9 protein-coding genes are annotated in these 14,347 nt (G+C 51.5%); 6 read left to right on the top strand and 3 right to left on the bottom strand.

Annotation, left to right across the window (positions count from 1 at the left end; all coding sequences use genetic code 11):
• Position 1: 1 nt before the first annotated feature.
• On the bottom strand, positions 2–2,236 hold the full coding sequence (locus A3193_RS14095; RefSeq protein WP_069015102.1) for an LPS-assembly protein LptD: 2,235 nt from the start codon (positions 2,234–2,236) through the stop codon (positions 2–4).
• A 386-nt stretch (positions 2,237–2,622) separates the two neighbouring features.
• Between A3193_RS14095 and A3193_RS14090 the strand changes: the two genes are divergently transcribed.
• From A3193_RS14090 to A3193_RS14075, 5 genes are all read left to right on the top strand, one after another.
• Positions 2,623–3,804 carry an efflux RND transporter periplasmic adaptor subunit gene (locus tag A3193_RS14090; protein ID WP_069015101.1) on the top strand — a complete coding sequence of 394 codons (1,182 nt, stop codon included), beginning with the start codon at positions 2,623–2,625 and terminating at the stop codon, positions 3,802–3,804.
• Positions 3,797–6,940: an efflux RND transporter permease subunit gene (locus A3193_RS14085; protein ID WP_069015100.1), complete on the top strand. Its 3,144-nt coding sequence runs from the start codon at positions 3,797–3,799 to the stop codon at positions 6,938–6,940. Before A3193_RS14090 ends, A3193_RS14085 begins: the two co-directional genes overlap by 8 nt.
• Positions 6,941–7,363: 423 nt before the next feature.
• Positions 7,364–7,462, top strand: coding sequence for a GxxExxY protein (locus tag A3193_RS20115; RefSeq protein WP_305782039.1), 99 nt, complete (start codon positions 7,364–7,366; stop codon positions 7,460–7,462).
• A 582-nt stretch (positions 7,463–8,044) separates the two neighbouring features.
• Complete coding sequence (locus tag A3193_RS14080; protein ID WP_069003631.1) at positions 8,045–9,025, top strand: aminoglycoside phosphotransferase family protein; 981 nt, start codon at positions 8,045–8,047, stop codon at positions 9,023–9,025.
• Between the two features lie 572 nt (positions 9,026–9,597).
• Complete coding sequence (locus A3193_RS14075; RefSeq protein ID WP_069015099.1) at positions 9,598–10,614, top strand: porin; 1,017 nt, start codon at positions 9,598–9,600, stop codon at positions 10,612–10,614.
• Positions 10,615–10,888: 274 nt separating this feature from the next.
• On the opposite strand, the gene rpiA is transcribed toward A3193_RS14075, so the two are convergent.
• Entirely contained in the window at positions 10,889–11,548 is a 660-nt protein-coding gene (rpiA, locus tag A3193_RS14070; RefSeq protein ID WP_069003633.1) for a ribose-5-phosphate isomerase RpiA, read from the bottom strand.
• A 464-nt stretch (positions 11,549–12,012) separates the two neighbouring features.
• Here rpiA and ilvA point away from each other — a divergent pair, with 464 nt between their 5' ends.
• A complete protein-coding gene (ilvA, locus tag A3193_RS14065) occupies positions 12,013–13,539 on the top strand; it encodes a threonine ammonia-lyase, biosynthetic (protein ID WP_069003634.1) in 1,527 nt (508 codons plus the stop codon).
• A 92-nt stretch (positions 13,540–13,631) separates the two neighbouring features.
• Here ilvA and A3193_RS21030 read toward each other — a convergent pair whose 3' ends face one another.
• Positions 13,632–14,075, bottom strand: coding sequence for a histidine biosynthesis protein HisIE (locus A3193_RS21030; protein WP_141694791.1), 444 nt, complete (start codon positions 14,073–14,075; stop codon positions 13,632–13,634).
• Between the last annotated feature and the right edge of the window lie 272 nt (positions 14,076–14,347).

Raw genomic sequence — 14,347 nt, 5'->3', positions numbered from 1 at the left:
ACTATCGCTCAGGCTGGTAACCATAGATGGACTGCTCCAGTTCCCGGTCAGCTTGCTGACCCAGTGAACCGAGACCCCGCAACTCAAGTTGCAGCATAAATCGCGACTCCTCATCTTCATCTTTATCCTCATTGGCCACATAGCGCTGGTAAAAGGTTCTGAGTTTCCAGCAGCAGCGGCCACCATACTCGAAACCCACTATTCTATTCATATTCCTGTCATAAAGGTATGAGTGCTTCCATTTTCCGAACACACTGAGTTGCTGGCCAAAGGGCCAGTAGACCGAAACATCCAGATCCTCGATCGAATTCCGCTTGAAATTGTAATCGACATTGAACAGCTGATGGGCTGCCGTACGGTAGCGCAGGGTGAAGCGGCCCTTGTCGATATTATCCTCTTCCAGGTGAGGATTTCTGCGCAGGCTCAGGCTGGTCTGCCAGGCTGAGCCGAAGCGGGCTGCCAATTCTGCCACAACCGCTGATGACGGGTCTTCCTCAGTTGAACCGCTCAGCTGCACCTCCCGGTCTTCGGCATAGTAGATCTGACCGATACTGGCGCGTAATCGTTCCAGACCGTTATCGGCCTGGAACCAGCGGGTGGTCAGACCGAAGGCGAGCTGGTTGGCATCACCAAAACGGTCACTGCCGGTAAACCGGTTCTGTTTGAAAAGATTGGAGAACTTCAGGTCCAGGTCGGCGGTGTCGAAATCCGGGATGTCCGATTGATCATCATGCTCGGCATACAGATAGTAGAGCCTGGGTTCCAACGTCTGGTAGGCGTTGTGGCCGAACCAGGAGGTCTCGCGTTCGAACACCAGCCCGCTGTCGAGACTGAAGGCCGGTACGAAATAGTCCGGTTTGCTCTCTTCAGCGGAATCGTCAAGCTGCAGATCGTAAGCGGCGTAGTTGAGGCTCAGGTTGGGTGTCAGATGGCCCCAGCTGCGGCGCATGGGCAGACTGATGCTGGGGCGTAGAATCAGACGCTCACCGTTGCTCAGCGTATCGTGTTTGAAGTGGGTGTATTCGCCGCGAAAACCAAGATTGATACCAAATGGGTTGTCATAGCTGCGGTAGCTGGTATGCAGTTGTGGCAGTCGGCGATAGGGGCGGCTGCTCTCACTCAGGGTCTCATCGATGGTCTGAAAACTCTGTACTCTACCGAGCAATTGCCAGTTGCCAAGGCGATAGCGGATCTCGCCTACCCGTTCCAGATTACGCGTGCTGGTGATCGCCAGGCCGGTGCCGAAGTCATCCAGATAGTTACTGTCACTCACCGCATCGGTTTCGATGCGGGTGGTCATGCCCTTGATCGGTCGACTGACATGGTAGAAGCGTAAGGCGCGTCGCTCTTCTCCGTGGTCCGGACTCTCAAGCTGGTCGTTGGGTAGATACTCACCACTGATCTCTGCCCGTTGCCGACTACCAAGGTAGCGAAACTCAGCCCCCATCATGAGTCCCCGTTTACTCATCCAGCGGGGGGTCAGGGTGGCATCGTAGTTGGGTGCCAGATTGAAATAGTATGGGGTGGAGAGCTCTGTGCCCCGTCGGTTGGAAGAGCCAGCCGAGGGGATCAGGAAACCGGTTTTTCTACGATCATCCACAGGAAAGGTGAAATAGGGCAGGTAGAGTATCGGCACACGGCCGAGTCTCAGCCTGGCATGTGTGGCGCTGCCCCAGCCTTCCTGCATATCGATCTCCAGGTCTGCTGCGGCGAGACTCCAGTCGTTTTTACCGGGGGGGCAGGTAGTGTAAGTAACTCCCTGATAGGTCGATTGCTGCTTGTTGAGCAGTTCGACTCTACTTGCCGCACCCCGGGCATTGGCGGCAGTCAGTCGGAACTCGACCTGATCAAGCCAACCACGCTGATTGTCCAACTCAAGAAAACCCTGGTCGGCGCTGAAGCGAAGGCCTGGCTGCTGGACGAACAGGTTGCCGAACAGCTCTGCAGCACGACGTGCCTCGAAATAGGTCAATCGGTCAGCTTCCGCATAGCCATCGAGCCGCCATAGTTTTACCGCGCCACTTAATTCTGTCTGCGCCGAATTCTGATCGTGGCTGATCTGGTCGGCGGTCAGTTGTATTGGCTGTTGCGGGACGGGTCGTTGCGGTACCACATCGCTATGTTGCGGGACGTCGACTGAGCAGGCGTGCCAATTGATTCCTTGGTCCAGTCTGGAGGGATCAGCGGCGTTGACAACGAAAGGCCAGAGTAGTGACAGGCTGAACCAGCAGGCCATACTAAAAGCTTCGCTTGGCCCTCTGTCTGTTTTGCAATCGTATCTGCCGGTGGACATTATTGAGGAGGTGTCTGCCTAGTGCAGCTGCTGCCTGGGGAACCTTTGTCGGTGCGGTGTTTCATACTGTTTGACGATTATGGCGTGGCCTGTTGCACTATGCTCTCGATTTGCACTGTGGGGTAAATAGGGCAAACCGTTACGACTCGCAAGTGGTATTACACCTGACCCTGTGGATTCAGGTTAAAGCCTGCCGTTGACTGCAAATCTGATTTTTGTGACAACCGCACCGGTCGACAGGTTCGCGATTGATAAATCATCACGCAGGCCGGGATAAATTCGCATAGAATCTGCCGGACATCAAATTCTTCGCACCATGAGGATTGAGCTTGACCACTGTTATCCGCCGTTTTCTGCTGAGCTTGGCGATTCTGATTGTCACCGTATTGATCGTACTGCTACTGATCGCTACCCGGCCAGAGGCCAATATGGAGATCAAAGAGCCTGCGGTTACCCGGGTGGAAGTGACTCGTGTGGTACAGCGTGATGTGCTGCCGGAAGTGACCTATACCGGGTTGCTGCGTCCCCGTCAGACTGCTTCATTGAGATTTGAGGTCTCCGGCGAATTGCTACAGCGTCATGTGGAGCCTGGGCAGTTGGTCGAGGCGGAGAGTCTGTTACTGCAATTGGAGGATGCGGACTATCAGGATGCCCTGACTGAAGCTGCCTCACAGCTGAGTGAGACCCGGGCCACCCTGCAGCGTGATCAGAAGCTGCTCGATCTGGCCAGGGAGAACCGAGGTCTGGCTGAGCGGGAGTATAAGCGACTGGAAAAGCTTGGTAAGGGTTCACTGGCTTCGGTTTCAACCCTTGAAAGCTCCCGCCAGCAACTGATCAATCTACAGGCTGAAGAGGCTCGTCTGGCTTTCAGTCTGCAGAGTAATAGAGCGCGGATTGAGCGGCAGCGTGCAGCACACAGCCGTGCACAGCGCAATCTTGATCGCACCCGTTTGCTGGCCCCCTTCAGTGGTCGGGTTAACCGGGTGATGGTCGAGGCCGGAGATTATGTGAGCGCCAACACGCTTGCGCTTGAACTGATCGATAGCCGTGATCTGGAACTGCGGGTAGCGGTCAATGGTGACGTGGTGGCGGCACTGGAATTGGGACAACAACTGGTTGTGGAAATCGACGAGCAGCAGGTAAACGGGAAGCTGATCGCTCTGCAATATGATCCGGACAGTCAGACCCATACCCATCCATTACGCATCCATGTTGATAACAGAGGCCTGATTCCGGGGCAGCTTGGGCAGGTCAAACTGCCATTGAGAGAGAGAAAGGCCGCCTTGGTTGTACCCGCTTCAGCACTGCTGCGCGAAGAGGGTAAGCACTATGTGTTTCTGATCAGGGACAATCATCTGGTGCGCCAGGAGATTATCCCCGGATTGCGCTATGGAGAGCTGCAGATCGTGCAGCATGGGCTGCAGCCGAATCAGCAACTGGTGGCGCGGGACGTGGACGTGTTGAGTGATGGAAATGAGGTACAGATAGAGGATCTCAGGGCGGATGATTGATTTCTCCATTCGCAATCCGTTGATCGTCAACCTGTTGCTGGTCATCATCCTGATGGCCGGGTTGGTCTCCTGGTACGCCATGCCCCTGGAGATGTTTCCTGTGGTGGAGCAGGACAAGGTCAGTATCAAGACCCTCTTCGAGGGGGCATCCCCCGAAGAGGTCGAGCGACAGATCACACTGCCGATCGAACAGGAGCTGGATGGTCTTGCCGATATCGATGTGATCAGCTCCACCAGTAATGAGAGTCTGTCCAACATTCTGATCGAGTTGAAAAGCGGTTCTGATGTGGACAACTTCATGCGCAAAGTGCGTACCGCACTCGACCAGGTCGATGATCTGCCTTCAGAGGCGGAAGAGCCGGAACTGGCCAGGCTTGAAACCCGATTTCCGGTCATCTCTGTCAGTCTCTATGGTGACATATCCCGAGGTGAGCTCTATCTGCTGGCCGAGCAGATCAAGGATGAGTTGATACAGATACCCGGCACCGCTTCGGTCGGGGTGGCCGGGGACCGGGAGTGGGAGATCTGGGTAGTGGTCGATCCTCAGGTGCTGGCTGCCCGGGGGGTGTCCCTGAATCTGATCTCCAAGGCACTGCGCAACAATCTGCGGGATCTTCCCGGTGGTACCTTGAAGTCCAGCGGTGGGGATATCCGCTTGCGAGGCATGGGAGTACCTCCCGATCCGCAACAGATGGCCGCCATCGTTTTGCGTAACAACGAGATGGGTGGGCAGCTGAGACTGGGGGATCTTGCTCAGGTTCAGCTGCGTCATGAGGAGGCGCAGACCCTGGGGCGTTTCAATGGCAAAGCCTCCGTCAATCTGACACTCAATAAGACCAGTCAGGCCAGTACCATCGAAGTGGCCAAGCTGGTTAGGGCCTATGTGGCAGAGCGTCAGCAATCACTGCCGGCCGGTGTGCAACTGGGGCTGTTCAGTGATCTCTCTGTCTACGTCAAGAACCGTCTTGAGACGGTGAAGTCATCCGGCATCGTTGGTCTGGCTCTGGTCTTGCTGGCGCTCTATCTGATGCTCAACTTCCGTGTGGCGTTCATCACCGCACTGGGTATTCCGGTCTCTTTCCTGGTGGCTGTCATCGCCCTCTATATGCTGGGATACAGTATCAACATGGTCTCCCTGTTTGCGTTTCTGATCGCGCTGGGATTGATCGTGGATGATGCGATCATCGTCAGTGAGAATGTCTATCGTCATCTGGAGTCGGGTGAATCGCCCACCTATGCGGCAACCCAGGGAACCCGTGAGGTCTACTGGCCGGTGGTTGCCTCCACCTCGACAACCATTGCCGCATTCATGCCGATGTTTGCAATCGGTGGAACCATGGGGGCCTTTATTTCGGTAATCCCGGTGGTGGTCACTTCATCACTGATGGGCTCACTGCTGGAGGCGTTCGGGGTTCTGCCATCCCATGCGAAAGAGTTTTTACGCAAAACGAAAACCCGTAAAAAGGGCAGGATCGACTGGTCGGCACTCAACCGGCGCTATACCCAGCTGCTGCGTAAGTGTCTCGACTACCGCTATCCGGTAGCCATGTTGAGTGTGGGTGTGTTGGCGATTGCCGTTACCTTTGCGGCCACCAGGGTGCCGTTTCTGTTGTTCGGCCATGTGGATGTAGGGCAGTTCTTCGTCAACATCGAGGCGCCGAGCACATACAGTATCGATGAGGCATCACGACTGGCTGATAAGCTGGAAGAGACGTTGATGCAGACCATTGGTGATGATGAACTGGAGACCCTGCTGACCAATGTGGGTGTGATGTTCATCGACTTTCATCGGGTGCGCATGGGAAGTCGCTACATTCAGCTGATTGTGGATCTGAAAAAGCAGAAGCCTAAGGGTTTCATCGAGCGCTGGATCTCGCCGGTAGTCAGTCTGAAGTTCACCAGGGAGGGGAGCCGGGATCGCAGCTCTGCCGAGGTGATCGATGCGGTGCGTCAGGCACTGCAGCAGGTCCCGGGTATACAGCGGATGTCAATACTGCGTGCCCAGGGTGGGCCGGCAGGTGCCGATTTGGAGGTTGGCGTTCTGGGTGAGTCTGTTACTCAGATCAGTCGCAGTGCAGAATCGATTCGCAGTTTTGTGCAACGTTTACCGGGTATTTCGGATGCCCGCCAGGACATGGATCCAGGCAAGCTTGAGTATCGCTATGAACTGAACGAGCGTGGGCGCAGATTGGGGCTGACTCAAACCCAATTGGCGGACGCGGTCCGAACCGGTTTTCTCGGGCTCAAGCTCTCCTATGTGAGCTGGCAGGATAAGCGCATTCCGGTACGTCTGATCTATGACGACGAATTGCGTCATGATGCCGGTGCCTTGTCACGTCTGCCGATCACCCTGGACGATGGGCGTACGGTCTATCTTGGCGATGTGGCGGACATTCAGGAAGCCAGGGGTTTCAATACCATCAATCGGCGCAACCTGAGTCGATTGGCGACAGTGACCGCCGAAGTGGATGCCAAGATCACCACACCGAATCAGGTGATCGAGCAGATCAAGAGCGAGTTCTCCAGTTTGCCGGAAGGGCAGCGCATCATCTTTCTCGGCGAGAAGAAAAAGGCCCAGGAGTCAATGGCGGGGATGAAGCGGGCCGGGATTATCGCCCTGGCGGTGATCTTTTTTATCCTGGCTGCCCTGTTCAAGTCACTGCTCGACCCATTGGTGGTGATGTTTGCCATACCTTTCGGTGCAATCGGCGTCATCTTCGGTCACTGGTTGTTCGACTTCAATCTGCAGTTTTTATCATTGATCGGTTTTCTTGCGTTGACCGGTATTGTTGTCAATGATTCATTGATTTTGATCGATTTCGCCAAGCGCCTCAGACGTGAAGGTTGGGAAAGAAAAGAGGCGATGGTGGAGGCGGGAAGGGTTCGTATAAGACCGATACTGCTAACCACTGCAACCACCTTCCTGGGTATCTCGCCACTGATCTTTTTTGCAACCGGTCAGACCGCGTTTCTCTCACCGATGGCAGTCAGCCTGGGATTCGGTCTGGTTTTTGCGACCCTGCTGATCCTGCTGGCGCTTCCCTGTTTCTATCTGATCGCTGATGATCTGCGCAACCGGGTTTCAAAACGGCAGAAGAGTGAAACAAGTCAGGATTATGTTGCTGAGAACCCTTAACCCATAAGAGTCTTCGTATTCTATGCGCCCATTGAGGTGTACTGGAGCGGCAGAGTGAACCGGGAAATGAGTTGTTGCTCCCATAGTTGGTTTCTCAAGCCAGGGATTCTAGGGTCTGTTAACACTAATCCAATATGCCCTTCAGGCCTAACAGGGCCTATAGGGTCAGTGTTAACCGGCCCTAAGTTCAAGGATGACTGATTTATTTACCACGAAGAGCACGAAGCACACGAAGAGATGAGAGAAGAGTACTTCGTGCTCTTCGTGTCCTTCGTGGTGCAAAAGACCGACGGACTTAACATGGTAATGAATAGGCGGCTCGTGCAGTTGGCTCATCATGTCAGATGATCAGAATTCAAGGATAATTTGATTTTTACCACGAAGGTCTCGAAAGATGGAATTTGATGAACTCTCGAATCGCAATTGCTAACTTACATGAAATTGGCTGGATTCAGAACGGGGTTGCTCATGAGTTTCAATGTCAAAAAGCTAAAGGATGGGATTAAGCGAATAGTTCTATGAATCTACGTGTGCTTTGTGCTCTTGTGGTGAAACGGAACGGCGATGAGTGCCAGACCTTGAACGGGGTGTCCCTATGGCTGCGGTGAGTGTCGACGTAGCCTTTGATTGGCGCTTTTTCAGGCGCAACAGGGCCTATTGGATTCGTGTTAACAGGCCCTAAGTTCAAGGATGACTGATTTATTTACCACGAAGAGCACGAAGCACACGAAGAGATGAGAGAAGAGTACTTCGTGCTCTTCGTGTCCTTCGTGGTGCAAAAGACCGACGGACTTAACATGGTAATGAATAGGCGGCTCGTGCAGTTGGCTCATCATGTCAGATGATCAGAATTCAAGGATAATTTGATTGTTTACCGCGAAGGTCACGAAAGATGGAATTTGATGAACTCTCGAATCGAGTGATTGGCTGTGCACTTGAGGTCCATCGTGAACTGGCTCCTGGCCTATCCAGCACTCAGCAACCATTTGTGTTCATTTGCGCAGTGAATTGTCTCTTGGTTATACAAGAACAGGTGACGAGCCCTTACCGATTCTGTACATTCCTCCGCATCAGATTTATCAGGCATCAGTATTTGGAGTCTTCATGCCACAACGTATCGCGCAGCTCAAAGATTGGCTGAACACGCTTCCGGAGATCAGCGACTACTCCTTTGAACCGGCTTCCGGTGATGCCAGCTTTCGACGCTACTTTCGCATCGGTGTGGGTGACGGCAGTTATATCGCAATGGACGCGCCAACTGACAAAGAGGATACAAAGCCTTTCATTCAGGTTGCGAATGCATTTGAGCGTATCGGATTGAATGTGCCTCATATTCATGCCATGAATCTGGAGCAAGGTTTTCTGTTGCTTGAGGATCTGGGCGATGTGCTCTATCTGGACCGTTTGAATCCCCAGACAGTGGATCGTCTCTATGGTGATGCACTGGCTGCACTGGTGACCCTGCAGGCTTGCGGGCCGAGTCACGGATTACCCCGCTATGACCGAAGTCTTCTGATCAATGAGATGGAACTGTTTCGTGACTGGCTGCTGGAAGCCCACCTGAATCTACAGTTGAGCCAGGAAGAGCGACAATTGTTGGATGAGCTGTTTCAGTTATTGGCTGAAAATGCGCTGCAACAGCCCCAGGTTTGTGTACACCGGGATTACCACTCACGCAATCTGATGGTGGTTGATTCTCATAATCCCGGTGTTATCGACTTTCAGGATGCGGTGATCGGTCCGGTCACCTACGATCTGGTCTCGCTGCTGAAAGATTGTTATATCGAATGGCCGGCCGATCAGGTGGAGGCCTGGGCAATGGGCTACTTTGAGTCGGCCTGCAAATCCGGCGTGCTTACCGAGCAGGATGAGTCCAGCTTTCTCGGCTGGTTTGATCTGATGGGGGTGCAGCGACATTTGAAGGCCAGCGGCATATTCGCCAGGCTGAACAGGCGTGATGGTAAGCCCGGCTATCTTCAGGATATCCCTCGAACCCTGGGTTATATTCTCGGGGTGGCGGATCGCTACCCGGCAACTCAAGATCTGGGTGAGTTTCTGCGTAATCGGGTCATGCCCGGCTTGTGAGTGTCAGTAACTTATCCTGATCCTGGTTAGACGTTCCCCAAAGTGATGGCTTTTTATCGATCCTGGCGTAAAAAAGCTGATTATGAGTCACCAGGATTGCCAGGATCAGTTGTATTTATAAGGTTGTGTCTGTTTTTTGCGTCGACAGCCTCTTTTCTTAAAGTATTCTTAATATTTTCCGCTCTAGATACCCTAGCTTAATCAGGTAATTCATAGGGATTATTCATAAAGTAAATCCTCAAATTGATATATCTATCTGTTATTTATGGTATTTTTGTGGGTAGTGTATTTCTAATGTTGTGATGTTTATGACGCTTAAAATAGCGCAACAATAACTGAGTTAATAGCTTGGTTTTAATCAACTCAGAATTCAGAAAATTGTCTAAAAAAATTATTTAACCAACTGATATATATTTATTTTATGGGCGCTTTATTTTGTGTGTATCAATTTTGCAACAATGGTGATTTATGTGTCTTTTTTGCAAAAAAAGTCTTGCAATTTAGAATTTCGTTGTCTAATATCTGCATCGTAGTCAATTTTTCTACCCATCAATTCTTCGGAGTTAACTCAAATGAAAAAAGTACTTTCTTTGGCAATCGCTGCTGCTCTGGTAGCACCTGCTGCAGCCATGGCTGATGCCACCATCTACGGTAAAGTCCGTCAGTCTCTCGACATCGTAGATTTCTCTGATGCAGGCGGCGACGACGAAATTCAGATCAACAACCGTACCTCCCGTCTCGGCGTTAAGGGTTCTGAAGATCTGGGCAACGGTCTGACCGGTGTTTACAAAATTGAATACGGCGTGAACATCTCTACCAACGTTGGCGGCAACGAATTTGCTGGTAACGGTGGTCTGGGCGCTCGTAACGCTTTCGTCGGCCTGGCTGGCGGTTTCGGTACTTTCGTAGTTGGTCGTCACGACACCCCTCTGAAAATCTCCACCGGTTCTCTGGACTACTTCGGTGACACCGCTGTTGATAACAACCTGGGCTACACCGAAGATCTGCTCGATCTGCGTGCTGACGGTACCCTGGCTTACATCTCACCTGCAATGGGCGGTCTGACCGCTGCTGTTGCTCTGGTTCCTGGTGAGAACACCACTTCAGTTGAAGGCGAAGAGGCTGATGGCCTGACCGACGCTTACTCTCTGGCTCTGATGTACTCTAACTTCGGTATCTTCGCTTCTGTTGCATTGGAAGTTGCTACCCCTGAGACCACTGTTCATCCTGCTACCTCTGGTGATGACCACGAGAACGTACGTGTAGGTCTGGGTTACAAGCACGACATGTTCAAAGTTGGTATGATCTACGACACCATCGAGAACGGTGTTGACGATTCCACCAGTATCATGCTGAACGGTTCTGTGAAAGCCGGTCCTGGTAACTTCAAAGCTAAATTCTTCAAAGTTGACTCTGACGACTCCACCGCTAACCTGTTCCGTACCGGTAGCCACGATGGTTTCGGTTTCGGTTACGACTACAACATGAGCAAGCGTACCCAGGTTGCTGCTTACTACGTAACCTCTGAGATGGATGACAGCGGCGACGAATCAAGCGTTGTCAGCTTCCAGATCAACCACAACTTCTAATAGTTGTTAGAACTGGTTGTATCGAAAAGCGGGGCTCATTGAGCCCCGCTTTTTTTTGCCTCTTAAGTCAGAAACTCGATTTGATAGGTGAAGGATCAAGGTGGGTTGCCGATCCGGCGCGATCCTTTCCTGGGCTGAGTGAGTGGTTTCACACTCCGGCTAACAAACCGATCCCGCAGATCACAGCCTGCCGTTCAACTCGTTAGAGAAATAACCGTGAGACATCTCTAATCGTTTGATTTGACTGAATCGGCAGGCAGGGCTAATCGGTGGCTTATTTCGGCTGCACGGTTTTGGCGCCTTCCTCAGTTCCCAGAATCAACACATCCGCGCCGCGTAAGGCAAATATACCTGTTGTCACAACGCCGGCAATGGCATTGATCTGTTGTTCCATCTCTCTGGGCTTCATGATTTCCAGATTGTGAACATCCAGGATTACATTACCGTTGTCTGTGGTGAACCCTTCGCGCCAAACCGGTGTACCGCCCAGCTTTACCAGCTGTCGGGCAACATGGCTTCTGGCCATGGGGATGACCTCGACCGGCAGTGGAAAGGTGCCCAGCATATCAACCAGTTTGCTCTGGTCCGCGATACAGACAAATTTCTTGCTCGCACCGGCAATGATCTTTTCCCTGGTCAGCGCGCCGCCGCCACCTTTGATGAGATTGAGGTAGTGGTCTGACTCATCCGCACCATCGATGTAGACTTCCAAATCGCCAGTCGAGTTGAGATCCAATACGGGTATGCCGTGCTGTTTCAAGCGCTCGGTCGAGGCCTCTGAGCTGGAGACTGTGCCTTCGATTTTGCCTTTGACTGTGGCCAGGTAGTCGATAAAGTGGTTGACTGTGGAGCCGGTACCGACGCCTATGATTCCGCCTGTTATGTACTCCAAGGCAGCTTTTGCGGCCTGTTTTTTTAGTTCATCTGCATTCATCTGATCCCTCCGTCTACGATCGTTCTGTACACTGAGTTGTCTCTGCTCGATGTCTGTTGTGCGTTTAACCCTTACCGCACTGCGGTATGGTCCGTGAAAGCACCCAAAAAGAGATATAGTCAGCCGGACAGATTGGTTTTTTTGTTCGGTTTTTGGCGGCAGTGGGTGATAATACCCATGCTAGGGTCTGGTATCACTAATCCAATGCGTGCCGCGCAGACAATAGCAGACCATTGTCAACTGGCGCAATGCAAGATTCAGTCTGTGCGGGCCTCCCTTCAGGCGAGATGCTCAGTTAAATCGTCCGCATTTTTGGCGTGATTTGAAGAGAGTGAGCCATTTCCTGGGTCAGGCGTCTGGCGGTGAATGGTTTAGTGTCACGCTATAATCGTGGATTAGTATGAGGTACTACACAAGTTGAGAAAGTCAGTTATTGTTATCGGATATTCATTTGGGATCAGCCAATGCCCTTGCCATATATAGAAAAGATTCTCCGCGCGCGCGTCTATGATGTTGCCCGAGAGACCCCGTTGGACCGCATCAGCTTGTTGTCGGCTCGTTTGGATAACCAGGTCTATCTGAAACGGGAGGATATGCAGCCGGTATTCTCCTTCAAACTTCGCGGCGCTTATAACAAGATGATCAATCTCAGCGAAGAGAAGCGTAACCGGGGGGTTATCGCTGCATCAGCGGGTAATCATGCGCAGGGCGTGGCACTGGCAGCTCAACGCTTGAAAATCCAGGCATTGATTGTGATGCCGAAGACAACGCCGCTTATCAAAGTGAAGTCTGTGAGAAATTTTGGGGCAAAGATTGTCCTGGCCGGAGACTCCTACGATGAGGCCTTCGCCCGCTCCCAGGAGTTGGCCAAAGAGCAGAATTTGACCTTTATCCATCCGTTTGACGATCCTGAGGTGATTGCGGGCCAAGGCACTATTGGAATGGAGATATTAAGACAGCATCCGACACCGCCAGAAGCTATTTTCATTCCAGTCGGTGGAGGTGGTTTGATTGCTGGTATCGGCGCCTACATCAAATATGTCTATCCACAAGTGAAGATCATCGGTGTAGAGCCTGAGGATGCACCGTCTCTCTATACGGCATTGAAGGCCAAGCGTCGGGTCAAGCTCAAACAGGTGGGAATCTTTGCTGATGGCGTTGCTGTTAGGCAGGTTGGCAAAGAGAACTATCGACTCGCGCGCAAGGTTGTGGATGAGGTTGTACTGGTCAATACCGATGAGATCTGCGCCGCGATCAAAGATATCTATGACGATACCCGAACTACTGCTGAGCCTGCGGGTGCACTCTCTGTTGCCGGTTTGAAGCACTATGTAAAACGGGAGGGTTGCCAGGGTAAGGATCTGATTGCGATCAACAGTGGTGCAAATATCAACTTTGACCGCTTACGGCATGTTGCGGAGCGTGCTGAATTTGGTGAGCGCAGGGAGGCCTTGTTTGCGGTGCAGATCCCTGAGCAGCCCGGAAGTTTTCTGCGTTTTTGTCAGTTGATCGGTAAGCGCAGCATAACGGAGTTCAACTATCGTTATTGCAATGCGGTTAAAGCTCAGATCTTTGTCGGTATCGAACTGAGTGGCGGTGACAAGGAGCGCGAATCCCTGTTTCAGCGTTTTCAGGATAAAGGTTATTCGATTATTGATATGACCGACAACGAGACCGCCAAGCTGCATATTCGATATATGGTAGGTGGTCATGCTCAAGGCATTGAAGATGAGAGTCTGATACGTTTTGAATTTCCGGAGAGGCCCGGGGCGCTGCTCTACTTTCTCAGTCATCTGGGTAAAGAGTGGAATATCAGTCTGTTTCACTACCGTAACCATGGTGCTGCCTATGGGCGTGTGTTGATGGGAATCCAGGTTCCGCCAGGTGAAAAAGGGGATTTTTTACGTAAATTGAAGAGGTTGGAGTACGTCTACTGGGACGAGACAGACAATCCTGCATACAGATTGTTTGCAGGTGTCAGTGCAGACTGACTAGGGCCGATTGGATTCGTGTTAACAGGCCCTAGGTAGCAGGGTGTAAACAACAAACCCCGCAATGCGGGGTTTGTTGTTACTGAGCCAGTCTAAGAAGCAGCCTTTTTCTTTCTAGGGGTTACTTTCCTAGGGCGGGCTGGCCTCTTTTTAGCAGCCACCTTCTTCTTCGCTGCCTTTTTCTTGGTAGCTTTTTTCTTAGCGACCTTCTTCTTGGCAACCTTTTTCTTAGCGACCTTTTTCTTGGTTGCCTTCTTCTTAGCGACCTTCTTCTTGGCAACCTTTTTCTTAGCGACCTTTTTCTTGGTTGCCTTCTTTTTGGCTACCTTCTTTTTGGTTGCCTTCTTCTTAACAACCCGCTTCTTGGTAGCTCTCTTTTTCGCTGCTACCTTCTTCTTGGTTGCCTTTTTCTTGGTAGCAACTCTCTTCTTGGTTGCCACCTTCTTCTTGGTAGCTCTCTTTTTAACAGCTACCTTCTTGGTTGTGGTTGCACGCTTCGCTGTTGCCTTCTTTTTGGCGGCCTTTTTCTTCGCCATATATATTTCCTCCCAGAAGAACTACCTAACAGATGAACTGAGTATAATTCAGCTTTTAAAAAAATCCAGAAGATAACGCATTCTTTTGCTAATTAATTCAACTTGTTGGTACTTATCATGGTGAGTTAAGTGATTTTTAGCCATATCAGATCAAAATATTGATCAGATTTGTATCATCATCTCGTTTATTGAAATTAGTTTGATTGAAGCTTTCAGTCTGTTTTAGAGCTTTGAATATGCGTGATGCGAATCTTCTGAATTACATTGGTTGA

Origin of the sequence: Candidatus Thiodiazotropha endoloripes, assembly GCF_001708965.1 — a bacterium.
In the GTDB taxonomy this organism is placed as follows: Bacteria; Pseudomonadota; Gammaproteobacteria; order Chromatiales; family Chromatiaceae; genus Thiodiazotropha; species Thiodiazotropha endoloripes.
The sequence above is the reverse complement of the archived record's forward strand: the minus strand, read 5'-3'. Positions and strand labels throughout refer to the sequence as shown.